This window comes from Candidatus Neomarinimicrobiota bacterium, from assembly GCA_030743815.1.
Lineage (GTDB): Bacteria > Fidelibacterota > Marinisomatia > Marinisomatales > S15-B10 > UBA2146.
This window is the reverse complement of the sequence record JASLRT010000030.1, coordinates 1-23,692: the sequence shown is the minus strand read 5'-3', so window position 1 is coordinate 23,692 and position 23,692 is coordinate 1. Positions and strand designations below refer to the sequence as shown.

The following is a 23,692-nucleotide window of genomic DNA, read 5'->3' as shown; positions in this document are numbered from 1 at the left end:
TCCGTGGCGATGGCGGAGGCCGATCTGGGCTCATCGCCCAGGAGTGCCAGTTCGCCGAAGAAATCGCCGGCCTTCAACTCGGCCAGTACCTGCTCCTGGCTGTATCTCAAGCCGATGGAAATTTTCACACCTCCGAAGACGATGATGTACATTCCCTCTCCCGGTGCCTGGTTCTTGAAAACATATTCGTCCGGTTTGTAGGTGCGGCGGTGGATCAGCTGCTCCAACTCGCCAAACTCTTTGTCCGTGAATCCCTTGAAGACGGGGACATTCTTAAGAGTCAAGACAGTCTCACTTTCTGTCTTACCCCAACCCTTGAACAGATTAGGCCATAGTGCGCTTTTCAATATCTGCCTCCTTGAAGATGATAGTTTAGTGGCTGGCAAAGTAGCTACACGGTAAAACTTAGTCAAGCTTATTCACTACACTCGAATCGGACGGGGTGATAATAGATGTGTTCTTAATGCGCCAGTATTGGAACTGGGAACCGGAAATGAATTGATAATCACATAGGGTGCTTCTATTTTCACGCCGTGAATGTTAGAGCAAAATTGCCAGTTTTACTTGCACTGATCGTCTCTTCTTCCTTCGTACTCGCTCAGACGGAAGATATCGATAAGGACATCCAGTTTCATACTAAAGAGCTGGATAAACTGAGGAATGAGATCCGGGATTTTGAGAAAAGGATCTCCGAAACGGGCTCCAGAGCAAAGAGTACAGCTCAAAAAGTAGCTGAACTTGATGAGGAGATTTCGCTTATCAGAAATCTCCTCTACCGCCTGAAAATTGAAGAAAAGAGGAAGGTTAAAGCCATCCATGAGGTTGAGAAGGAGATTGAGACAAAAGAAAATGAATACACGGATCTTCAAGATCGATATGCCCGTCGTGTGGTAGATGTCTATCGCAAAGGGCGATTGTCAGACTTTGAGGTTCTTTTGGATGCCGAATCGTGGAGCCAGGCGGTCTACAGGGCCAAGTATCTGAAGATCATTAACGATTACGATAAGGTATTATCTGTTCGCATCAAGACGACCCTGAAGGAGATCCAGGAAAAACGAACCACTCTCAACAGTGAGCTGAAGGATATGAAGCGGATCGATGCGGAGAAGTCCAAAAGGAAGGATTGGCTGGAGAAGCGCCGCCGCATGCGAGGCAAGGAGCTGGATCGTCTCAAGCGGGACAAGCGCGAACTGGCTCATGCTTTGACAGAACGTCAGGATGCCGCCACTGAGCTGGAGGCGATCCTCTCCAGGCTTGATAAAGAGAGGAAGTCCCGTCTCGCCGAACTGGAGCGCCGCCGCCGGGAGAAAGCAGTATTGGTGACTACAGATTTCTCAAAACTGCGGGGTAAACTTCCCTGGCCGGTCAAAGGTAGAATCACTTCAAGATTCGGGTCACACAAGAATCCTACCCTCAAGACGGTAACCGAGAATACGGGAATCGACATTCGGGGAACCGAGGGCAGTGAAGTAAAATCAGTATTTGACGGAATTGTTACAACCGTCACCTATATTCGCGGATACGGCAATACGATAATCATCGATCACGGTGGAGGTTACTATACCGTCTATACGCACATCACAGATGTGGAAGTGGAAGAAAACAGTTACGTGGATGCTCTAGAGGTCATTGCCCATGTGGGAGATTCGGGCTCACTGGATGGGGCAAAGCTTCACTTTGAGATCTGGGGTAACAGGAAGAAGTTGAATCCTGAGAGCTGGCTCAAAAAATCATGACCGCTGAAAAATTGATCGGGCAACAGACTGTATGGCAGCGGCTGTTATCGGCCGTTGAGAACGATCGTGTCCCTTCGGCCTACCTTTTTCACGGTCCGGCCGGAGTAGGCAAGGAAGGGTTTGCCATCCAGTTCTCCTCTTTACTCAACTGCCGCGATCCGAAAGATCTGCCTTGCGGCAACTGTCCATCTTGCGCAAAGTTCCGCGGACTGCAGCATCCAAACCTTTCGCTGGTCGTTCCCCTGCCAACAAACAAAAGAATTACCAGGAAAGACCCGCCTCTCAAGGCACTCTCTACCAAAATGATGACACTTCTGAGTGAACTCACAGTTAGGAAAGGGAGCGAACCCTACCTGAAGATTAATTTGCCGCGGGCCAACACAATTCTGATAAATTCGGTACGGGAGATAAGGGAGAAGATCTATCTCAAGGCGTCGGAAGCCGGCCGCAAGATGATTCTCATCTTTGATGCGCATAAGTTGATGACTCAGCAGGGGGAATCGGCCAACGCCCTCCTCAAGATAGTCGAAGAACCGCCAGATAACACCTCTTTTATCATCGTGACTGACTTCCCTCAGCGCCTCTCCGAGACGATCCGTTCAAGATGCCAGGAAGTGTATTTTCCACCGGTTCCGGAGAAAGAGTTGATGGCATACCTCGCTGGTGAATTGAAAAAGGAGAGCAGTGAAGTACGATTGATTGCCCATCTCAGTCAAGGGAGTATCCGGCTGATGAGGACTTTAGCAGAAGAAAAATTGAGTGAAGTAGTGGGACTAATGAAATCTCTGGTTGGGTGGACAACATCAGCAACCGCCGATGACTGGAACAATTTTCTGAAGCATTTTTCCGCTCTTTACCGTGCTGACACGCAGGATTTCTCTTTCCATATGGAGCTTCTTGTTCATTGGTTCAGGGATGCCATGCATATCCAGAAACTAAATGGTCAGGCCGAGATTATTTTGCAAGATTCGGCACGGGAGTTAAGGGAATTTGTGAATAAGTTTCCGACCGCGGATTATGCCGCCATTATCTCCAGGCTTGAAACGTGTGCAGATTCTCTTTCGCGCAATTACAACCCGAACTTGGTGCTGATTAATCTACTGCTGGATATTCAGGACGACTTGGATGGGGAGTCAGGATGAACAGGTTCTACATCACAACACCCATCTATTACGTGAACGATGAGCCCCACATCGGTCACGCCTACACTACCATTCTGGCTGACGTCCTGTCGCGCTATCATCGCTGGCTGGGAGATGAGACGTTCTTTTTGACCGGTACCGATGAACACGGACAGAAAGTGGCGCAGGCGGCAGCGGAGAGGGATGTAGAACCGAGATTGCACTGTGATGAGACTGTGGTTCGTTTTCAGGAACTGTGGCGGAAGCTACATATCAGCAACGACTACTTCATCCGCACCACTGATGACGATCACAAACAGGTTGTGCAATCTATTCTACAGAAGATTTATGATAACGGAGACATATACTTCGATGAATACGGCGGCTACTATTGCGTCGGCTGTGAGCGGTTTTATACGGAGAAGGAACTGGATGAGGGAGGAAAGTGCCCGCAGCACCAGAAGGAGTTGAGTGTCATCACGGAGAAGAACTATTTCTTCAGGATGAGCAAGTATCAGCAGCAGTTGATTGATTATATCCACGATCATCCCGAATTCATCCAGCCGGAATTCCGCAAGAACGAGGTGCTCGGATTCCTTCGACAGCCTCTCGGCGACCTCTGTATTTCACGGCCTAAGTCCCGCCTGTCTTGGGGAATCGAGATCCCCTTCGACAGCGACTATGTGACCTACGTATGGTTCGACGCCCTCATCAACTATGTGACCGCCGTTGGAGCGCTGGAAAACGGGGAACGGTTTGAAAAGTGGTGGCCCGTCAACTATCATCTGGTGGGCAAAGATATCCTGACAACGCACGCCGTTTACTGGCCGACTATGCTTTTTGCGGCTGATATCCCTCAGCCACAAACAATCTTCGCCCACGGGTGGTGGTTGAGTGAAGATTTCAAGATGTCGAAGTCGCTGGGAAACGTAGTGAGGCCGCTCGATCTGATTGAAGAATTCGGCGTCGATCCTGTCCGCTATTTCCTCATGAGAGATATGGTGCTGGGACAGGACGCCAGTTTTTCCGTGGATGCCTTTGTCCGTCGCTACAACAGTGACCTTGCCAACGATCTCGGGAATCTTGTTGGTAGAATTACTACCCTGATTCAGCGCCATTTCGACGGCCGGATCCCACAAGGTGCAGCGGCCGGCGAATTTGAGAAAGAACTGAGCAAACATGGCGGCCGGATGGGTGAGATTGTCAAAGATCTTATTCTGCGGATGAAGGTGAATGAAGCGGTGGAAGAAATCCTGCAATTTATCCGCTCCATCAACAAATATATGGAGCGCAGACAACCGTGGAAGCTGGCAAAAAAGGATAGAGATCAGGCCGGTACGGTGCTGTATCACGCTGCGGAGGGACTCCGGATTGGGCTGCTGCTTCTGTCTCCCATCATGCCGGTTAGAACGACATGTATTCTGAGTATGCTCGGCATTGCGGACGGGGACAGTTCTGACGATTCATGGGGCGGGTTGAAACCCGGTTCCCGCTTGGGAGAATTTGAACTTCCGTTCCCGCGGATTGAACTTGAAGAAAGAGAAGACAAATCAAAGGAAGATAAAGCTGTTAAGGAGAAACAGATGACGGACGAAACTATCTCTATCAATGATTTCGCCAAAGTTGAACTGAAAACGGCGCAAGTGCTTCAGGCCGAGAAGGTAGAAGGCGCTGATAAGCTGTTGAAAATCCAGATCAAGATCGGCGATGAGGAGCGGCAGATAGTAGCCGGTATTGCGGAGCACTATGCGGCGGACGACCTTGTGGGAAAGATGATTGTTGTGGTGACAAATCTGGAACCCGCCAAGATCAGGGGAGTGGAATCCAACGGTATGCTCCTTGCGGCAAGTTCGGATGATTCCATCATTCTTGTCACTGTGGACGATCCCTCGGTGGGTACCGGCGTCCGAATCTCGTAAATAGTCTATTGTACATCGACACGCACGCCCACCTCACTTATGATGACCTCAGAACGCAACTGCCAGATGTTATTGATCGGGCACATGAAGCGGGAGTTGAAGCTATCATCTGTGTCGGCACCGATCTTGCTTCGTCGCGGACGTCCATTGAAATCAGTGAAGAATTCTCGTCGGTCTTCGCCTCCGTGGGAGTCCATCCTCACGATGCGAAAGAAGCACCCGATGACTATCTCGATCAACTGAGGGAGTTGGCATCGCATTCAAAAGTTGTGTCCATTGGAGAAATGGGGCTCGATTTTTACCGTAATCTGTCTCCCAAAGAAATCCAGAGAGACGTTTTCAAGAGACAGTTGTATCTTGCGGCAGAACTGGCAATGCCGGCGATTGTACACAATCGCGACGCTGACGAAGCTGTTCTTGAGGTTCTTACGGCCGTACGGCATAGTCGATTTGTCGTTCACTGTTTTTCCAGCGATGTGGAGATGGCGCGGTCCGTCCTTGACCTCGGCGGGATAATCTCATTTACAGGAATAGTGACGTTTGGCAAGAACACCACCAAAGATGTCTTGCGAAGCGTACCCCTTGAGGCGGTGATGCTGGAGACGGACTGCCCCTTTCTGGCTCCGGTTCCCAACCGTGGAAAGCTCAACGAGCCGGCGAATGTTTCTCACATTGCATTGAAGATTGCCGAAATCAGGGGTGAGACTCTAGATCTGGTTGCCGAAGGAACGACATCTACAGCGCGTAGTTTCTTCGGACTTCCGCGGTGAAGCATCAGCTGAAGAAGCGCTGGGGACAGCACTTTCTCACCGACACAAATCTGCTCAAGAAGATTGTACGTATCGTTTCGCCCGAACCTTCCGATTCCATTTTGGAAATAGGTCCCGGCGGGGGCGCCCTTACAGAACTACTGGCTCCACTGGTGAATGATCTCGTCGGCGTGGAAATTGACAGGGAACTCTGCCACAGTCTACAACAAAACAGTGAGCTCGGAAACTGTACCTTTCTGAATCAAGATTTTCTCAAGTTCGACTTAACTCGACTCCTGTTCGAAGGTCGTCGTATCCGCGTCATGGGGAACATTCCTTACAATATTACTTCTCCCATCATCTTCAAGTTACTGGAATCACCTCAGCGGTGGACGGACATCCACATCATGGTGCAAAAGGAGGTGGCCGATCGGCTGATTGCGCTTGCTGGAGCAAAGAGTTACGGGCGTCTGACGGTGATGGTAGGAGCAGTCATGGATGTAAAGTATAAGTTTGCCGTACCGCCGGAAGTGTTTGTACCGCAGCCTAAGGTTGACTCAGCTATCGTTTCACTGAAACATCACGGTCGTTTTGAAGAGGAAAGAGAGACAATGAACGTTTTCCGCGAAATTGTGCGGCACTCTTTTTCACAGCGGCGCAAGATGCTGCGTAATTCGCTGGCCGAGTACGTCTCAGATCGAACGGTCGACATTGATCTCAGTCGCAGACCGGAAACTCTCACTGTAGAGGAATTCATCAATCTGGCCCGCTCACTGAGGTGATTCAGCCTGTTCTCGATCCCTCCTGATGGAGACTGTGAACCCCTCCCCGAACACAACAGAAAACGCATTTACAAGAAGTCACTCGAGTTCTTGAAATATCCGTCTGAGAGCAGTAAATTTACCTACTTTGCACGAAATAATTCAACGCGTTAACCATCGATAGGAGGGTCTTGAATGGCTACTGATGCTAATAGAAGTCTAAGCCGGTATCTTGAAGAAATCGGCAAGTTTGAGCCGTTACCACCGGCTCGGGAAGTTGAGCTCGCGCAGCGGGTAAAGCAGGGCGATGATGAAGCTTTACAGGAGTTGACAGAGGCAAACCTCAGATTTGTGGTTTCGGTAGCGAAAGATTATCAGGGTCAAGGTCTTCCACTCACCGATCTCATTAATGAAGGCAATCTCGGACTGATCAAGGCTGCCGAAAGATTTGATGAAACACGGGGGTTCAAGTTTATCTCTTACGCGGTGTGGTGGATCAGGCAATCGATCCTTCAGGCTCTCGCTGAACACTCCAGAATTGTCCGCCTGCCATTAAACAGGGTGGGTACCATCAGCAAAATCACGAAAGCCGCGGAGCATCTGGAATCTGAAAACGAACGTCCTCCCAATGAGGAAGAAATCGGCAAGCAGTTGGAAATGCACGGAGATGAAGTGATGGACGCCATTCGAATCTCCCGGCGGCACCATTCGCTCAACGCTCCGTTCAGAGACGGCGATAAGAATTCGCTCATGGACGTGATCGAAGACAATAAGCAGAGACCGCCTGACACCCGACTTATGTCCGACTCCCTGAAAGAGGAGATCAGGATGTGCCTAAACTCTCTAAAAAAGAGGGAAAGTGATGTTATCAAAATGTACTTCGGGATTGATCGTGACTACGCCTTGACACTCAACGAAATCGGCGAAGAGTTCTGTCTTACGCGGGAGCGTGTGAGGCAGATCAAGGAAAAAGCTATCAGACGCTTGCGGCACAAGTCACGCAGTAAAGCGCTGAGAAACTATCTTGGATAAAGAGGAGGGGGGTGTGTTAAATGATCGAAGTGACCGTTCATAAAGGTGAAGAACTGGAACGCGCCCTCAGACGCTTTAAGAAGAAGTATGAAAAGGCCGGTGTTTTGAGAGAGGTGAGGCGAAAGTCTTTCTATCTCAAGCCGAGCAAAGCTAAGAAACTGAAACGGAGTAAGCCAAAGCCGAGAAGGTATTATTAGAGTTTCAAGACTCCTTCTCCAGAGTTTTATCAATTAAGATCCGGGTCTCTTTCGATCCGGATTTTTTTTTGCCGTATAGTTATGTCTGATTAACTTAATTTCAGACGGTTCGTACCGTATGTCGTAAGGCACAAGGAATGTTGATCGAAACTATTTCAGGCGTCAGAGGAATTATCCCTCAAGACTTTAACGAATCGGTGATCAGCCGCTACGTCGGAGCTTTCCATTCTCTGTGCGGGGAAGGCGCAATCATCGTTGGACGTGACACACGCGCATCCGGATCCAAACTCACCTCTGCTGTCATTGAGGCACTCCTGACATCGGGGAGAGATGTTATCGACTGCGGGATATGCCCCACCCCTACGGTTCAGTTTGCCGTAGAAGATACAGATGCGGTGGGAGGTCTGGTGATCACCGCCAGTCACAATCCCGAAGAGTGGAACGGACTAAAGTTTATTGCGCAGGACGGCTGTTTTCTGAACGAGGATGTCTTCGGTGATCTGATGCGGTTCGCAAACCAGGGAGCGAGGGAAACAGCTGGTGAAAGCGGTAATTATGTCCGATTCGACCAGGCGGTCCGGCGACACATTCAGCGGGTCCTCAGAATCGATTGGGTGGATGTTGACAAGATCAAAGATTGTAACTATAAGGTAGCGGTGGATACGGTGAATGGCGCCGCGGCCGAAGCTCTACCGCTCTTATTGAAACGGCTTGGCTGTGATGTTGTGTCTATCAATTGCGAACTGTCGGGTGAATTCACCCGGGGGACAGAACCACTGCCTGAAAATCTTTCTGGCCTGACCCAACTTGTTCAAGAGGAAAATTGTCATATCGGCTTCGCCACCGATCCGGACGCTGATAGGCTAGCAGTGGTCGACGAGAACGGAAAACCTGTCGGTGAGGAGTATACATTGGTCCTCGCGCTGGATGGCTTTCTTTCTACCACCGGTGATTTAGAACCGATTGTGACCAACCTGTCAACGACAATGGCCGTTGAAAAAGTTGCTGAACGTTACGGCGCCGAAGTTCACAGATCGGCAGTGGGAGAAATCAACGTGGTTGAGATGATGAAAGAGTCAGGCTCACGCATTGGTGGTGAAGGAAATGGTGGTGTTATCCTTAAAGAGGTTCATCTCGGCCGTGATTCTTTGGTGGGGGCGGCCATAATTCTGGACAGCATGGCGCGGACGTCGCAACCTTTGACTGCCATCTTCCGGCAGCTGCCGCAATTTCACATGGTGAAGGAGAAGGTTACGGTTGACGGATCCATGGCGGAGGAGTCATGGCAGCGGATAGCGGAACAATTCGACGGCGCCGCGACGAGCTTCGTGGACGGGCTAAAACTGAAGTGGTCAGACAGATGGGTACATATCCGCCGCTCAAATACTGAACCCATCGTAAGAATTTATGCCGAGGCGCCCACAGAGGATGAAGCACTCTCGCTTGCTAGAAAAGTGAGTGAGCTCGACGTCTTCACAGCCGACCCGGCCATGACGTAACGCGAAAGTATCTCAGGATGATATCTGTTTCAGAAATAGCGGAATATTCCCGTCCCGTCGATCAGATCGGAGCAGAGGAGCGTGTGTCGCGCCTTTTCAAGCGAAGTGTCAAGAAGGAATCGAAGATCGCCGCTCTGAAGATGACGCTGAGCATGATTGACTTGACGACCCTCGAAGGGAAGGATTCGCGGGGGAAGGTGATTCAGCTGTGTTACAAGGCGGCTCATCTGCACGATCAGTATCCCGGTCTGCCGACCGTGGCTGCCGTCTGTATCTATCCCAATATGGTGGCCGTGGCCAGCAATGCCCTGCAAGGGACGGGAATCAGAACAGCAGCCGTCGCCACAGCATTCCCGAGCGGTATGACATCGCCTGAGATAAAACTGGACGAAGTAAGACAGGTTGTTGATGATGGAGCAGACGAAGTGGACATGGTTATTTCGCGAGGGCGTTTCTTGAGGGGCGATTACGACTATGTAGCCGATGAAATCACCGCCGTGAAAGAAGCGTGCGGCAAGGCTCATCTGAAGGTTATATTGGAGACCGGAGAGTTAGGTACACTGGATAATGTCCGCAGGGCCAGCGACCTCGCCATGGCCTCCGGGGCGGATTTCATCAAGACGTCTACGGGCAAGATTAAGCCGGCTGCCACACCGCCGGTGGTGTTGGTGATGCTGGAAGCAATCCGGAACTACTATTACAGAACCGGTAGAAGAGTCGGCATGAAACCGGCTGGCGGGATTAGCACGGCAAAACAGGCTGTGCAGTACCTCGTCATGCTGAGAGAGACGCTGGGGAATGAGTGGCTGACGCCGGCGCTGTTTCGATTCGGAGCCAGTTCTCTCGCCAATGATGTGCTGATGCAGATCGTGAAACAGGAGACTGGGGTTTACCAATCCGCAGATTATTTCTCAATCGCTTAGCGACTACGAAAAATGAGTAGAACTGAATCTACACTGGACTTCGATAGCGGCTGGAGATATGACCCGGCACCTCAAGCGGCGGATCACGTTCATCTGGAAGATCGATATGATCTTTTCATCGGCGGTCAATTCGTGGCGTCCGAAGGAGGCGATACCTTTGACACCATCAATCCAGCCACGGAGGAGAAGCTGGCCGAAGTGCCCGAGGCGACACAAGCCGATGTAGATAAGGCTGTCTCAGCCGCGCGAGAGGCGTACGACAAGATTTGGTCGAGAACGGCTCCCAAGGAGAGGGGCAAGATAATCTACCGTCTCGCCCGCATCATCCAGGAAAAATCGAGAGAGTTAGCTGTTATCGAATCAATGGACGGCGGGAAACCGATACGGGAATCGAGAGATGTGGACATTCCGCTGGCAGCGGCCCATTTTTTCTACTATGCGGGCTGGGCCGATAAGCTGGACTACGCATTTGTCGGCAGGCGTGCGAAGCCGGTCGGCGTAGCGGGGCAGATCATTCCGTGGAACTTTCCGCTTCTGATGGCGGCGTGGAAGATGGCGCCGGCGCTGGCCGCTGGTAACACCGTCGTCCTCAAACCGGCGGAAACGACGCCCCTCACAGCCATGCAACTTGCCCAGATCGTGCAGGAGGCGGAAGTCCCTGCCGGCGTGGTGAATATCATCACGGGCGGAGGCGAAACGGGCAAGCATCTCGTCAATCACCCCGGTGTGGACAAGATCGCCTTCACGGGATCGACAGAAGTGGGCAAATATATTCAGGGTGTACTGGCGGGCATCGGCAAGAGGTATACGCTGGAATTAGGCGGCAAGGCTGCCAATATCATTTTCGCTGACGCCGCCATCGATCAGGCTGTGGAAGGAATCGTCAACGGAATCTTCTTCAATCAGGGGCATGTCTGCTGTGCAGGATCGAGACTATACGTGGAGGAGAGTGTGGCTGATGAGATTATCACAAAGCTGAAGGACCGCATGGCAACTCTGATTTTGGGAGATCCTCTGGACAAGAACACAGATATCGGTGCCATCAACTCCCGCGTACAATTGGATAAGATCAGGATGTATATGAAGATCGGCAAGGACGAGGGGGGCGAAGTCTATCAATCGAATTGTTCCCTTCCAGAAAGAGGTTTCTGGCATCCGCCGACACTTTTCACGGGCGTTTCTCAATCGCACCGCGTCGTACAGGAAGAAATCTTCGGTCCTGTCCTTGCCATTCAGACGTTCAGGACGGTGGAGGAGGCCATCGAGAAGGCGAACAATACGCCCTACGGACTCTCCGGCGGCGTCTGGACGGAAAAGGGGGCGAAGTATTTCAAGGTCACGGGCGAGATCAGAGCCGGTGTCATGTGGGCGAACACGTTCAACAAGTTTGATCCGGCGTCGCCTTTCGGCGGCTACAAGGAGAGCGGCATCGGGCGAGAGGGAGGTCTTCACGGACTGCTGTCCTATGTGGAGCTCTATTGACACGTGAGCGGGATTGACTGAGGATGCTGTAGAGAGATGGCCAAAAGAAAAGAGATTCGAAAAACTTACAAGCTGTACATCAACGGTCGCTTCCCCCGTAGCGAGTCGGGCCGGACTTATGAGTGGTGTGCTCCTGACAGTGAACAGGTAGTCAACGTCTGCCGCGGATCGCGCAAAGACTTCAGGGACGCAGTGGGGTCAGCCCGTAAGGTGTTCCTTCCCTGGCGCAGTCGGACCGCCTACAACAGAGGGCAGATTCTCTATCGCGTGGGAGAGATGTTGGAGACGCGGCGCGAACAGTTTGTGGACGAACTTACACTTCAGGGGAGCTCCAAGAGGCAGTCGAAAAAGGAAGTGGATGCCGCCGTCGATCGGCTTATCTACTATGCCGGCTGGGCTGACAAATACCAGCAGATATTCAGCAGTGTCAATCCAGTGGCCGTGCCATACTTTAACTTCACGGTCACTGAATCCATGGGTGTTGTGAGCGCGATCTGTCCTGAATCATCTTCGCTGCTGGGATTGGTGTCGGTCATGGCGCCTGTGATTATCGGCGGTAACAGCTGTGTTCTTCTCGCCTCCCAATCGAAACCGCTCAGCGCCGTCACGTTTGCCGAGGTGCTTCATTCATCTGACGTTCCGCCGGGAGTGGTCAATATTATGACAGGATTCCGTTCCGAGCTGTTGGAGCATTTCGCATCGCATATGGAGGTTGACGCCATCATCTACTGCGGTGAGGATGAAAGCGAAATCAGGAGTGTTGAAGCAGAAGCGGCTGTGAATGTCAAGCGTGTCACTATTTTGAATGACGGAGATTTCCAGAAGGAGTCCTCTCAAGGGCCGTACCACATTCTGAGAACACAGGAATTGAAGACGACCTGGCATCCTGTGGGCGTCTGACTTTTCCTAACTCTCATTCCACTTTTCCAAAGAGCAACAGAAGGAAGCATACAGTGCCTGAACCGATCAATCTGAAAGTCGGTGACGAGATCGAACTAACCATCGAATCGCTCGCATTCGGCGGCAAAGGCGTAGCGCGCACGGACGATCTTGTAGTCTTCGTGAAAAATGCTTTGCCGCAGCAGACGGCTCTCTGTCGCATTACGAAGAAGCACAGGGGCTATGTGGAAGCCGTCCTACTGGAGACTGTCAAGGCGTCGCCTTCTTCTGTGGAAGCGAAATGTCAGCACTTTCCGACCTGCGGTGGGTGTACGTTTCAGGACTTCGATTACGAGGGGCAGATTGAGCAGAAGAAATCTCAGGTTGTGGACATCTACCGCAGAATCGGACACATCCCCGATGTAGAATTAGTTGAGGTGGTCTCCGCCGAAAACATCTTCCATTACCGCAACAAGATGGAATTCACGTTTTCCAACCGCCGCTGGGTACTGCCGGAAGAGGAGGAGGGCGCCGACCGGAGCTTCGCCCTCGGACTTCACGTCCCTGGGCGCTACGACAAGATCCTTGACATGGAGGAGTGCTGGATTCAGAAGCCTGTGGGCAACGACATCCTGAGGATCGTGAAGGAGACGGCGAGGGAACGGGGGCTGAAGCCGTACGACGTTGTGAAGCACAAAGGGTTCCTGAGGAATCTCGTCATCCGCGTGGGGGAGAGGACGGAGGAGGTGATGGTAAATCTCGTGACCTCCCGTGAGGAGCCGGACTTACTCTCGCCCGTGGTGGCGCGATTGACCAAAGAAGTTCCGCAGATCAGCAGCATCGTCAACAACATCACTCGGCGCAAGGCGGGAGTTTCCTACGGCGAGTGGGAGGTGCCGCTTCACGGGCCGCCATACATCCGCGAAAAGCTGGGAGGCTACACATTTGAGATTTCAGCCAACTCCTTCTTCCAGACGAACAGTGTGCAGGCGGAGAAACTGTACGGAGCGGCGCTGGAGTTCGCTGACTTCTCCGGCGACGAGATTCTGTACGATCTCTACTGCGGCACAGGCTCCACGTCGCTGTTTATGTCATCTCACGTGGGGCAGGTTTACGGTTTCGAGCTGATCCCTCCGGCGGTGGAGGATGCGGTGCGAAACGGCGTGTGCAACGGCGTCACCAACTGCCGCTTTTTTGAGTCAAATCTCGATAAATACTTCCGCGTAACGCCGATTCTGAAAGAGATCGAGAAACCGGACGCCGTGCTGTTGGATCCGCCCCGAGCCGGGATGCATCCCAAGCTGGTAAACGACGTCGCCCGGATGAAGCCGAGGAAGATCGTCTATATCTCATGCAATCCGTCAACGCAGGCGCGGGACGTGGCAGTGCTCACTGAATCTGGATACGGACTCGAACGCCTCGCCATGGTGGACATGTTTCCTCATACGCCGCATATAGAGACTGTGGCACTCCTGCTTGCGTCGTAGCGAGGCAATCTATTTGAGGAATGGAGTAATGGAATAATTGAATAATAGATGGACCGGCGGAGGGGGAATCTATCGCATCATCACCACCACCACCACCACCACCTTCCTCGCCTGATTGAATGAGCCACTCACCATCCTCGCGAAGTAGATGCTTGACGGGACATCCGCCGTCAACAAGCCGGCCGCCGTCGCGTCAACGTTCCATCCAGTCCATCTTTTCCCCGGTCATGGAGATACCTCCTCAACTGGCCTTATTCAATAGCAACACTGTCCCACTATCGCTACGATTTCTACGTATGAAGCATTAAATTAGTCTTATGGTCGAATTTCTCAGATCTGCTTTACGAAGGCCCGTAGTTCAGATCACATCCGGCATCCTGACCGTTATGATTATCGGCGGATATGGCATTGGACTGCTCGAAGGGACGCAGGATATTACCGAAGGGAACAATCCTTTCTGGTGGGCAATCGTTACCATGACGACTGTTGGCTACGGTGACTTCTCGCCGATGTCGCCAGAAGGCCGGTTATTCGCAGTCGTTATTATGTTTGCCGGCATTTCTCTCATTGCACTGTTAACAGCTACAATTTCATCCGTTTTTGTGGCAAGAAAGATTCGGGAGGATAAAGGTTTGGAAAAACTCAATGTAACTGATCACATCCTTTTGTGCGGCTGGAATAAGAATGTGGACCGCATTATGGATTCACTCCAAAGTCTCAGTCAGGGTAAAAAACTGCAGATAGTCCTCATCAACGAGGCGTCCGAGGACGCCATCGCGGCTATCCGCAATAAGTACAGAGAGATCAAGTTCAAGTTCGTTCGCGGAGATTACACGAGGGAGACGATCCTTGAGAGGGCGAATCTGAAATCTGCTTCCACCGCCATCGTGGTACCGAACGATTCATTGGAGGCGGGGAGCCATCCTGATGAAAAGACGATCTTCGGCACGTTGACCATGAAGACACTGGCACCCAATATCAGAGTGATAGCCTATATTACCGAGAGGGAAAACCTGACGCACATCAAGCGTGCTAATGCGGATGAAGTTATTCTAAGCGATGATCTCGGCGCCTACATGATCGCCTCGCACGTTTTGGATCCGGGTGTGCCCCAGACGCTCGATAGTCTGTTAGACAATCAGACAGCCAGCAGATTTCACCGTACGTCAATTCCCCTGGAATATGTGGGCAAGCCGTTTCCTGAACTTTCCGACCATTTCAAAAGCAAGCACGGATGGCTCCTGGTGAGTGTCTATTCTGAAGACGAACAGATTGGGATCGGCGAGATTCTTTCATCGGATACTTCAGCTCTGGATGCTTTCATCGAGAGGAAGCTCAAAGAGGCTGGTCACTCCCTTGGTGAGGAGAACAGAATGTCGGTGATGATCAATCCCGGCGCAGACTATATGATCCAGGAAAACGAAAAGGCTATCGTCATCCAATGAATATGCTACTTAGTAACATGAGGGAATAATATGACTGAATCAGTTGATTTTGGGCAGTATCGTATCTTCAAAGATTTGTCAGATGACGAGATCAAGCAGTTTGAAAACGTGATGCAGATTAAGAACTTCGAGGCCGAGCAGATCATTTTCAACGAAGGAGACATTGGTGATTCGATTTATCTTCTCCTGGACGGAAAAGTGGAGATCAACCAGGCGCTTACAATGCAGCTGAGTAAGGGAGACTATGATACACGAGAAAAGGCCATCATCAGCCTGCCCAGCGAGTGGCATCCTGTTTTCGGCGAGATGTCCATTTTTGGAAACGATGATAAGCGTACGGCAACGGTGAAAGCTCAGACTGACTGTGAAATGGCGGTTGTAATGAATGACGATCTTTTCACCATATGCGGATCTAATCCGGAACTGGGCTACAAGGTGATGAGAAACGTTGCCGCAATTGTAACGGATAATCTCGTCAAGGCCAATCAGAATGTTTTGAAACTGACGACGGCCTTCAGTCTGATCCTTGAGAAATAGAGCTGCAGATCCAAGACTCTCTTATACCGAATTCTCGATGGGCTGAACAGTGACTACCACTAGTGAACTTTCCAAGGTCTATGATCCTTCGAAGGTGGAGGATCGATGGTATCGACATTGGCTTGAGAAGGACTATTTTCGTGCTGTGGTCGATCCCGGCAAGAAGGCGTATACAATATTCATTCCCCCTCCCAATGTAACCGGAAGCCTCACCATCGGGCACGTCCTCAACAATACCATCCAGGACGTTCTTGTCCGCCGTGCCCGTATGCAGGATAAGGAGGCTTGTTGGGTCCCGGGAACGGATCACGCCTCTATTGCTACTGAGTCCAAAGTTGTCAGAATGCTGGCGGAGAAGGGGACCGACAAAAATCAGATTGACAGAGAAGAATTCCTCGGACACGCGTGGCAGTGGAAGGAAAAATACGGTTCACTCATTATTGAACAGTTGAAACGCCTCGGTTGCTCCTGCGACTGGTCCCGCGAGAAATTCACAATGGATGACGACTACTACAAGGCAGTTATCACCGCTTTTGTGAAGCTGTATGAGAAAGATAACATTTACAGGGGTACGCGACTCGTCAACTGGTGTCCGAAGACAAAGTCGGCCATTTCCGATGAAGAGGTAATCTACCGTGAAGTTGAAGGGCATCTGTGGTATTTCCGCTATCCTGTGAAAGATTCTGATGAGTATGTAACGGTGGCTACCACCCGCCCTGAGACGATGCTGGGCGATACAGCCGTAGCGGTTAATCCGGACGATAAACGGTTTAAGAGCCTCGTTGGTAAGACGGTAGTGCTGCCCCTTGTCGGCAGGGAGATGCCTGTCATTGCCGATTCCTTTGTCGATCCTGAGTTCGGTACCGGGTGCGTCAAGGTTACGCCGGCACACGATCCCAATGATTTTGAGATCGGAACGGTACATGATCTGGAGAAGGTTAATATTTTCAACGACGATGGCACCCTGAATGAAAACGTTCCCCAGCAGTTCCAGCAGCTCGATCGATTCGAGGCGCGGGAGAAAGTGGTAAAAGCACTGGAGGAACTTGGCTGTGTTGAGAAAGTGGACCCTTACGTGACCAGTATCGGCTATTCAGATCGCGGTCAGGTACCTATCGAACCGTATCTTTCTGAGCAGTGGTTCATGCGAATGTCCGAGTTGGCCAAGCCTGCGCTTGAGGCAGTCAGGAACGGTGATATCACTTTTCATCCTAAGCACTGGATAAAAACTTACGAGCATTGGATGGAGAATATACAAGACTGGTGCATCAGCCGGCAGTTGTGGTGGGGACACAGAATTCCTGTCTGGTTCCACAACGAAACAGGAGAAGTCTACTGTGGAGTTGATCCTCCTGAGGATGAGGTTCACTGGCGGCAGGATCCGGACGTCTTGGATACTTGGGCAAGTTCATGGCTCTGGCCTGTCGGCGTGCTGGGGTGGCCAGATGAAACAGAAGATCTGAAGTACTTCCATCCCAGTGATGATCTTGTTACAGGTGCTGATATTATTTTCTTTTGGGTAGCGCGAATGATAATGTCGAGTCTCGAATTCAGAGGAGAAGTACCGTTCAAAAACGTCTACTTTAACGGTATGGTCCGTGACATGCAGGGTCGTAAGATGAGCAAGTCGCTGGGAAATTCTCCCGACCCACTGGCGATCATTGACAAGTATGGTGCCGATGCTTTGCGCTACGGAATTATGCTCATTGCGCCTCAAGGACTGGACATTCTCTTCTCGGAGCAACGCGTTGAGGTGGGACGCAATTTTATGAATAAACTGTGGAATGCGTCACGGTTTGTTATCATGAGTCAGCCGGGACGAGTCGCGACACCGCTGTCTGAAATAGATGGCGCAGCGCTGGAGCTGGCGGATCGGTGGATGCTGAGCCGACTCAACAACACCATTTCTGAAATCAATGGCATGTTTGATGATTATCGTTTTAATGAAATCGCTAAAAGGATTTACGATCTTACCTGGTCTGACTTCTGCGATTGGTACGTGGAAATCATTAAGTCGAGGTTGTATGGCGAAGATGAAATGCAGCAGAATGTTGCTTTCAGTTTGGCCGTTCATCTGGTTGAGAATATCCTTAAATTACTACACCCTTTCGCGCCATTTATCAGCGAAGAAATCTGGCAGCGGCTGTCAAAGGTTAGACGGGGAACCGAGTCAGTTCCAGATCTGGTCATTGCTGAATGGCCGCGGGCGGACAGCTCTTTGATTGATGAAAAATCGGAGAAAGTTTTCGCATCACTACAGGAGGTGGTCACGGGCATCAGGACAGTTCGTGCTGAGATGAAAGTTCCACCCGGACTGAAGTCTAATCTTCTCGCCAGAGGTGAGGACGGGCAACTGTTGCTCTCTAACGAGGCGATCATCCGTGATCTCGCCAAAATTGACCAACTGACCATCGGCACCGATGTTGACAGACCGCTGCATTCCGCTACTGTCATCATCGGTCGGTTGGAACTATTTATCCCGCTTGAAGGTTTGATCGATGTGGAGAAAGAAAAGCAGCGTCTTTCGCAGGAAATGGAAAGACTCAGCGGCATAGTAGAAAACGTAAAATCGAAACTGAAGAACAGTAGCTTCGTCAACAAGGCACCCGAGGAGATTGTTCAAAAGGAGAGACAGAAACTGGAGGATATACAGACGAACCTTTCAAAACTGAAAGAAAACCTGTCAATGTTATCATGAAGAAGAATATTATCACTTATCTATTATTTACGTCAATTGTCTGCGGACAGTCGCGCGATGCTACGGTGACGCTCTACAAAGATGGTTTCGGACTTGTGAATCAGCCTGCATCATTCAATCTGGTCAAAGGGCAGAACGAAGTGCGATATCAACTTATACCTGACCGCACTGAACCCAATTCGCCTTTCCTGACAATGGATGGCGCCGACATCATTTTACAGAAGTTTCATGGGGACACTTTTGAGTCCTTTGCTTTTCTCAGGGATCAGTTGGGAAAATCAGTTACTGTTACCCTTTCGAATGCCAAGCATGTGAAGGGAGAACTGATGGATATTGACGGCAAATGGATCACCATTAAGAGTAAGAAAAGTGTAAAGATTCTGAATCTCAATGAAGTTGTTGACATTACAGCTCATGAGAAGGGCGGCGACTATTCGGTCAGGGCGGAACTGGAGTGGCTGATGAACAGCTCCAGAAAGGGAACTGTTACAGGGGAATTGGTCTATATAACAGGTGGTTTTGACTGGGACGCCAACTACAGGCTCATCATATCACCTGATGAAAAATCAGGTACCATAGTGTCTCAGGCAATACTGAAAAACGAAACGAACCTCTCATTTTCTGCGGCCAGGCTTGAGTTGGTGGAGGGTGAACTGAAGCGGGTTCAAAACGGCTCGCGTTTGAGAGATCAGCATTTCCGCGCAGCGAAAAAATCTCCGGTCACAACGGATGCATCTCAGTCAGATGCCTTGACTTTTAGTCAGGATCTGCTGGGTGATTATGTTTTCTATTCAATTTCAGAATCGATTTCTCTTCCAGCCAGAGAGTCTATTTCAGCTTCGCTCTATCCCGATAGAGAGATCACTTTTTCCCGTCACTACCGCTTCGAAAACAACGAACGGTTCAACAGAGAAGGGCCTCTGTCCGTGGAACTTTCATTTACGAATAACAAAGCCAGCGGCCTCGGCATACCTCTACCAGCCGGCCTGTTCCAGATCTTTCAACAGCATGTTTCGGCTTCCGGTGCTACGGCGGCAAAATTTGCCGGCGAGGATTATCTTGGACAGATAGCTGTAGGAGAGAATGCCTCTGTGACTGCCGGCCGAGCCTTTGATGTGCTGGGAAAGAGGACAGTGATGAACTATGACCGTAAGAAGAAAAGTGAAGAAGCGATGATTCAGCTTCAGATTGACAACAAGCGCGATGATATCGTAAATGTGCAGGTCATAGAGCACATCTTTGGTGATTGGGTTATCAGAGAACCGTCCCGGGACGACTATAAAAAGGTGGATGCCCAGACTATTCAATTTGAGTTTAATTTAAAGCCGCGCGCCTCTGAAACCATCACTTATACCTATCGCAAGGAGTGGCAGTAGAGGTCATCTCTGCCATTTCTCTCTCCTGTCATAAGGACCTTCGTTATGATTGCATGCCTTTACCGGCGTCCCATTGATGCCTGAATCGAGAAGCAAAAGGCTCGATACACCGGTCCAGTTCGTAAAAGGTGTAGGGCCTAAGCGATCAGCGGTTCTCGAGACTGAAGGTGTAACCGCTGTTAGAGACCTTATTTATTATTTTCCCCGCCGTCACCTTGACAGAACGACTGTTACGCCAATCAGGAATCTTGAAAAAGATATATCCGCCACGGTGGTAGGCAAAGTTGAAGCCGGCGGTATTCGTACCTCTAAAAGACGGAAGTACTATCAGATGATTGTCAATGACGGCACCGGCTTTCTGACCTGTACGTGGTTTAACGGCGCCGATTACATCAAGAAAGTTTTTTCAGTGGGTGACAGGATTGCCTTTCACGGTAGAATTGACTTTTTCAAAGGTCTTCAGATGGTCCATCCCGAATATGATATCCTCTCAAAGGAGGAGAGTGATCCATTACATACGGGAGCTGTCATTCCTCTCTATCCTTCCACTCAGGCGCTCAAATCAGTGGGGCTCGATGGTCGGGGGTTCAGGAGGATCATCAGCAGTGCACTGGACTTTCTTGAGGACAATCGTGAGGAATTCTTTGATGAGGAGTTGCGCAAGGGATATGACCTGATCCAGCTCGACGAGGCACTCAGATTCATCCATTTCGCACCAGACTCGGATCGCCTGTCGCAAGCGACACGGCGGCTGAAGTTCGATGAACATTTCTTCCTCCAGTTACTCATGGCCCTCAGGAAAACTGGCATTACTGAATCGAAAGGCAGAGTCATGTCGAAAGTGGGGCCTTATCTGAAGCTTCTCTACGATCAGTTGGATTTTGAGTTAACCCAAGCGCAGAAGAGAGTTCTGAAGGAGATCCGGCAAGACATGGGATCATCCAAGGTGATGAACAGGCTGTTGCAGGGAGATGTTGGCGCGGGTAAAACCATTGTGGCCATCCTGGCGGCGGCTATTGCGGTGGGTAACGGTGCTCAGGTAGCGATCATGGCGCCTACGGAAATATTAGCTCATCAGCACTACGGTGTGTTAGCGTCCTACCTGACGAAAACGCAGATCACCACGGCGTTGCTGGTGGGTAAACAGAAGTCGTCTGAGAGAAAGAAAATCCTGGAAGGGATCGCCGACGGCCGGGTGCAGGTGGTGGTGGGTACACACGCTCTAATTCAAGAGGATGTCCGGTTTAAGGACTTGGGATTTGTTGTCATCGATGAACAGCAGCGGTTTGGTGTCTTGCAGAGGGGTAAGCTGCTTGAAAAAGGGTTTAATCCGGATGTCCTGATCATGACGGCAACGCCCATCCCGAGAACGCTGGCAATAACCTATCACGGCGATATGGATCTCTCCCTGCTGGACGAAATGCCTAAAGATCGGAAACCACCGGTAACCCGGAAAGTGAATGAGGACACGCTGAAGAAAGTTTATAGTTTCATGTCTGACCAGGTTGAGAAAGGTCGCCAATGTATCGTCGTCTACCCTCTCATCGAGGAGTCGAAAAAGAGTGATCTGGAGGCGGCTGAAGCCGGATTTAAAACTCTTTCCAGTAAGATTTTCCCCAATTTGAAATTGGCGCTCCTTCACGGCAGAATGCAGAAAGAAGAAAAGGACGGAATCATGGACGGGTTCGGCGCTAACGAGATCCAGATACTGGTTTCCACTACCGTGGTGGAGGTGGGCATTGATGTACCCAATGCCACGGTGATGCTGATAGAGAACGCCGAGCGGTTCGGACTGACGCAGCTTCACCAGCTAAGAGGACGAATAGGTAGGGGCTCCGAAAAGGGGTACTGCATTCTCGTACAGCGTAAGATTACGGCAACTTCCCGTCTCAGACTGGATGTTATCTTGAGGACGAACGACGGATTTGAAATCTCTGACGAAGACCTTAAATTACGCGGCCCTGGCGAGTTTTACGGTACCAAACAGCATGGATATCTCAAGTGGAAAATCGCAGATCTGGTGAAAGACGGTTCCATCATTCGTGAAGCGAGAAAGGCGGCTTTTAATGTTGTTGAAGAAGACCCCCATCTGAGACTGAACGGACATGAGCAGATCAGGAAACGGTTCATGCGCGATTATCAGCATATGATCCATATGGTCAATATCAGCTGAGAGTTATGGCAGATGATTCAAGTCGAACAGTGCCCTGTATGCGCTGGAGAAAAGTTGGCAGTCGTATTTGCCGCCAGAGACCATGTCGTCACTCAGGAGGAGTTCAAGGTTCTTGAGTGTGACGGCTGCGGCTTGCGATTGACCAGTCCTGTCCCCGATAAAGATGAAACAGATCGCTACTATGAGTCAGAAAACTATACACCTCATGCCGCCAGTGGGGGCGGCAATTTCGCTTACCGCACTGTTCGTAAACTGATGCTGGCAAGAAAACGGAATCTCGTTACAACAGAAACTAAGATGCATCGCGGCAGGATCCTTGATGTCGGTTGCGGCAGTGGTGAATTCCTGCACGCCATGCACCGGGCAGGTTGGGAGGTAGATGGAATCGATGCGAGTGAGGTGGCGAGGCGAGAGGTGTCTGAGAGATATGCTGTCACGCTGCGATCTCCTGAAGAATGGTTCGCCGGCAGTGAGGAGGAATATGACGTTATCACATTCTGGCACGCTTTCGAACATATCCCCAATCCGAACGATTATCTGCGCCAAGTAACCTCATCTTTAAGGGACGATGGTACTTTAGTGCTGGGCCTGCCCAATTGGAACTCACTGGACGCCGAACATTATGGGGCGGAGTGGGCGGCTTACGATGTCCCGCGACACATCACCCATTTTACGCGGCATACGATGGAGACACTTCTTGAGCGGCACGGTCTTTCTATCTCCAGCACTCACGGCCTCCCTTTTGACGCGTTCTATATTTCTATGCTTAGTGAAAAGAGTGGATTCGGCTCTACTCTGCGAGGTCTCTGGACCGGGCTTAAATCCAATCTGTCTGCAGTGAACGATTCGAACCGCTGGAGTTCTATCATTTATATCATTAGAAACTCTCGCACATCAGAGAGAATTGACTGAAACCAAAAAGTGAAAGGAGCGATTAGGGATCATGTCTGAAAACGGAAAAAAAGGCGATGAACATCTGTTTATTCATCTTATCTCTACTTTTACGCAGAGTGCTTGGGTTGCTCTGGGGAAACTGAAGAATCCGATAACCGATAAGGTTGAAAAGAATCTTGAAGAGGCCGGTTTCTATATCGATATGCTCGATATGGTCAAGGATCGGATGGAAGGAAATCTAGCGCAAGATGAAGAAAAATTCATGGAAACGAACCTAGGTAGTCTGAAACTGAACTACATCGAAGAAAAGAAAACAGAAGCAGAAAAGTCAACTTCTGCAGAAGAGGATAAGGAAACTTCTTCTGAATCTGAGGATAAGAGTAAAACTGAGTCAAAGGAGTCTAATGAGCAGAAGAAGCAGAAGAAGAAGGTGAAACCGCTGAAGAGCCGAAAGAAAAAGGACAAAAGTGACGGTTAAGCCACCTGATAGATGCTGAAGTAACATGTTTGCAAGAAGGATAAATACAATTCTTGCGGGAGGCGTTTTTCTCGTCTCCTTCCTTATCTATTTTGACACCATGGCGTCCACGTTGTCCTACTGGGACTGCGGGGAGTTCATTGCAACGTCTTATATTCTGGGTGTTCCCCATCCGCCCGGAAGTCCCTTATATCTCATTATTGGACGGCTCTTCTCTCTGATTCCTTTCAGCGATGATATAGCCTTCAGGGTAAACCTCATTTCTCCCCTTGTGAGTTCTCTAGCGGTGATGTTCCTCTATCTCAT

General features: G+C 50.4%; 21 protein-coding genes. 20 read left to right on the top strand and 1 reads right to left on the bottom strand.

The genetic code is table 11. From position 1 onward, the window contains the following. Positions 1–347: cyclic nucleotide-binding domain-containing protein (locus QF669_02725; GenBank protein ID MDP6456359.1), on the bottom strand; the 347-nt coding region annotated here is incomplete at its 3' end. Between the two features lie 204 nt (positions 348–551). Here QF669_02725 and QF669_02720 point away from each other — a divergent pair. From QF669_02720 to QF669_02625, 20 genes are all read left to right on the top strand, one after another. Continuing rightward, positions 552–1,736 (top strand): peptidoglycan DD-metalloendopeptidase family protein, encoded by a 1,185-nt coding sequence (locus QF669_02720; GenBank protein ID MDP6456358.1) that lies wholly within the window; start codon positions 552–554, stop codon positions 1,734–1,736. Beyond that, entirely contained in the window at positions 1,733–2,878 is a 1,146-nt protein-coding gene (locus QF669_02715; GenBank protein ID MDP6456357.1) for a DNA polymerase III subunit delta' C-terminal domain-containing protein, read from the top strand. Before QF669_02720 ends, QF669_02715 begins: the two co-directional genes overlap by 4 nt. Further along, the gene (metG, locus tag QF669_02710) at positions 2,875–4,776 is read left to right on the top strand and encodes a methionine--tRNA ligase (GenBank protein MDP6456356.1); all 1,902 of its coding nucleotides are present in this window, start codon (positions 2,875–2,877) and stop codon (positions 4,774–4,776) included. The genes QF669_02715 and metG overlap by 4 nt, the downstream gene beginning before the upstream one ends. An 8-nt stretch (positions 4,777–4,784) precedes the next feature. Then, on the top strand, positions 4,785–5,546 hold the full coding sequence (locus QF669_02705; GenBank protein ID MDP6456355.1) for a TatD family hydrolase: 762 nt from the start codon (positions 4,785–4,787) through the stop codon (positions 5,544–5,546). Next, a complete protein-coding gene (gene rsmA / locus QF669_02700; protein ID MDP6456354.1) occupies positions 5,543–6,307 on the top strand; it encodes a 16S rRNA (adenine(1518)-N(6)/adenine(1519)-N(6))-dimethyltransferase RsmA in 765 nt (254 codons plus the stop codon). Before QF669_02705 ends, rsmA begins: the two co-directional genes overlap by 4 nt. A 174-nt stretch (positions 6,308–6,481) precedes the next feature. Beyond that, entirely contained in the window at positions 6,482–7,318 is an 837-nt protein-coding gene (locus QF669_02695; protein ID MDP6456353.1) for a sigma-70 family RNA polymerase sigma factor, read from the top strand. A gap of 20 nt (positions 7,319–7,338) precedes the next feature. Continuing rightward, on the top strand, positions 7,339–7,515 hold the full coding sequence (rpsU, locus tag QF669_02690) for a 30S ribosomal protein S21 (protein MDP6456352.1): 177 nt from the start codon (positions 7,339–7,341) through the stop codon (positions 7,513–7,515). Positions 7,516–7,652: 137 nt separating this feature from the next. Beyond that, positions 7,653–9,014, top strand: coding sequence for a phosphoglucosamine mutase (glmM, locus tag QF669_02685; protein MDP6456351.1), 1,362 nt, complete (start codon positions 7,653–7,655; stop codon positions 9,012–9,014). 17 nt (positions 9,015–9,031) lie between these two features. Next, on the top strand, positions 9,032–9,937 hold the full coding sequence (gene deoC / locus QF669_02680; GenBank protein MDP6456350.1) for a deoxyribose-phosphate aldolase: 906 nt from the start codon (positions 9,032–9,034) through the stop codon (positions 9,935–9,937). A 12-nt stretch (positions 9,938–9,949) separates the two neighbouring features. Then, the gene (locus QF669_02675) at positions 9,950–11,419 is read left to right on the top strand and encodes an aldehyde dehydrogenase family protein (protein ID MDP6456349.1); all 1,470 of its coding nucleotides are present in this window, start codon (positions 9,950–9,952) and stop codon (positions 11,417–11,419) included. 36 nt (positions 11,420–11,455) lie between these two features. Continuing rightward, a complete protein-coding gene (locus tag QF669_02670; protein MDP6456348.1) occupies positions 11,456–12,319 on the top strand; it encodes an aldehyde dehydrogenase family protein in 864 nt (287 codons plus the stop codon). A 53-nt stretch (positions 12,320–12,372) separates the two neighbouring features. Further along, the gene (rlmD, locus tag QF669_02665) at positions 12,373–13,785 is read left to right on the top strand and encodes a 23S rRNA (uracil(1939)-C(5))-methyltransferase RlmD (GenBank protein ID MDP6456347.1); all 1,413 of its coding nucleotides are present in this window, start codon (positions 12,373–12,375) and stop codon (positions 13,783–13,785) included. 317 nt (positions 13,786–14,102) lie between these two features. Then, positions 14,103–15,230 (top strand): NAD-binding protein, encoded by a 1,128-nt coding sequence (locus QF669_02660; GenBank protein ID MDP6456346.1) that lies wholly within the window; start codon positions 14,103–14,105, stop codon positions 15,228–15,230. 30 nt (positions 15,231–15,260) lie between these two features. Beyond that, positions 15,261–15,767, top strand: coding sequence for a cyclic nucleotide-binding domain-containing protein (locus QF669_02655; protein ID MDP6456345.1), 507 nt, complete (start codon positions 15,261–15,263; stop codon positions 15,765–15,767). Between the two features lie 49 nt (positions 15,768–15,816). Next, on the top strand, positions 15,817–18,465 hold the full coding sequence (locus QF669_02650; protein MDP6456344.1) for a valine--tRNA ligase: 2,649 nt from the start codon (positions 15,817–15,819) through the stop codon (positions 18,463–18,465). Beyond that, entirely contained in the window at positions 18,462–19,841 is a 1,380-nt protein-coding gene (locus QF669_02645) for a hypothetical protein (GenBank protein ID MDP6456343.1), read from the top strand. Before QF669_02650 ends, QF669_02645 begins: the two co-directional genes overlap by 4 nt. 76 nt (positions 19,842–19,917) lie before the next feature. Beyond that, positions 19,918–22,014, top strand: a complete 2,097-nt coding sequence (gene recG, locus QF669_02640) for an ATP-dependent DNA helicase RecG (GenBank protein ID MDP6456342.1) — start codon at positions 19,918–19,920, stop codon at positions 22,012–22,014. A gap of 54 nt (positions 22,015–22,068) precedes the next feature. Beyond that, positions 22,069–22,926, top strand: a complete 858-nt coding sequence (locus QF669_02635; protein MDP6456341.1) for a class I SAM-dependent methyltransferase — start codon at positions 22,069–22,071, stop codon at positions 22,924–22,926. 31 nt (positions 22,927–22,957) lie between these two features. Further along, positions 22,958–23,386 carry a DUF1844 domain-containing protein gene (locus QF669_02630; GenBank protein ID MDP6456340.1) on the top strand — a complete coding sequence of 143 codons (429 nt, stop codon included), beginning with the start codon at positions 22,958–22,960 and terminating at the stop codon, positions 23,384–23,386. A 25-nt stretch (positions 23,387–23,411) separates the two neighbouring features. After that, positions 23,412–23,692 (top strand): DUF2723 domain-containing protein (locus QF669_02625; protein ID MDP6456339.1); only part of this gene is annotated, 281 nt, incomplete at its 3' end.

Excerpts from the sequence above, each read along its gene's own strand:
- QF669_02715 (MDP6456357.1), top strand. The coding sequence starts at position 1,733 with ATGACCGCTGAAAAATTGATCGGGCAACAGACTGTATGGCAGCGGCTG.
- metG (MDP6456356.1), top strand. The coding sequence starts at position 2,875 with ATGAACAGGTTCTACATCACAACACCCATCTATTACGTGAACGATGAG.
- QF669_02695 (MDP6456353.1), top strand. The coding sequence starts at position 6,482 with ATGGCTACTGATGCTAATAGAAGTCTAAGCCGGTATCTTGAAGAAATC.
- rpsU (MDP6456352.1), top strand. The coding sequence starts at position 7,339 with ATGATCGAAGTGACCGTTCATAAAGGTGAAGAACTGGAACGCGCCCTC.
- glmM (MDP6456351.1), top strand. The coding sequence starts at position 7,653 with ATGTTGATCGAAACTATTTCAGGCGTCAGAGGAATTATCCCTCAAGAC.
- deoC (MDP6456350.1), top strand. The coding sequence starts at position 9,032 with ATGATATCTGTTTCAGAAATAGCGGAATATTCCCGTCCCGTCGATCAG.
- QF669_02675 (MDP6456349.1), top strand. The coding sequence starts at position 9,950 with ATGAGTAGAACTGAATCTACACTGGACTTCGATAGCGGCTGGAGATAT.
- QF669_02670 (MDP6456348.1), top strand. The coding sequence starts at position 11,456 with ATGGCCAAAAGAAAAGAGATTCGAAAAACTTACAAGCTGTACATCAAC.
- QF669_02660 (MDP6456346.1), top strand. The coding sequence starts at position 14,103 with ATGGTCGAATTTCTCAGATCTGCTTTACGAAGGCCCGTAGTTCAGATC.
- QF669_02655 (MDP6456345.1), top strand. The coding sequence starts at position 15,261 with ATGACTGAATCAGTTGATTTTGGGCAGTATCGTATCTTCAAAGATTTG.
- QF669_02645 (MDP6456343.1), top strand. The coding sequence starts at position 18,462 with ATGAAGAAGAATATTATCACTTATCTATTATTTACGTCAATTGTCTGC.
- recG (MDP6456342.1), top strand. The coding sequence starts at position 19,918 with ATGCCTGAATCGAGAAGCAAAAGGCTCGATACACCGGTCCAGTTCGTA.
- QF669_02630 (MDP6456340.1), top strand. The coding sequence starts at position 22,958 with ATGTCTGAAAACGGAAAAAAAGGCGATGAACATCTGTTTATTCATCTT.